A 218-nucleotide genomic window follows, 5' to 3' on the forward strand; every position below is an offset into this window, starting at 1 on the left:
GGGCTTCCATCGACTGCTCTTTACATCGTTGTTGCGGTAACAGCAGCTCCAGCATTAGTTGAAGCAGGGGTAAATCCAATTGCCGCCCATTTCTTTGTCTTCTGGTTTGGGGCATTGTCCAACATAACTCCGCCTGTAGCTTTAGCGTCCTATACTGCCGCCGGTATTGCCAGAGCAGATGCAATGAAAACATCGTGGACGTCTGTGAGGCTAGCATT

At 50.0% G+C, this 218-nt stretch carries 1 protein-coding gene; it reads left to right on the top strand.

The annotated features are described in order from the left end of the window. Positions 1–218 (top strand): TRAP transporter large permease subunit (locus tag CHH91_RS19625; protein WP_141234278.1); only part of this gene is annotated, 218 nt, incomplete at both ends.

It is taken from the genome of Virgibacillus sp. 7505 (assembly GCF_002272135.1).
Classification (GTDB): Bacteria; Bacillota; Bacilli; order Bacillales; family Amphibacillaceae; genus Terribacillus.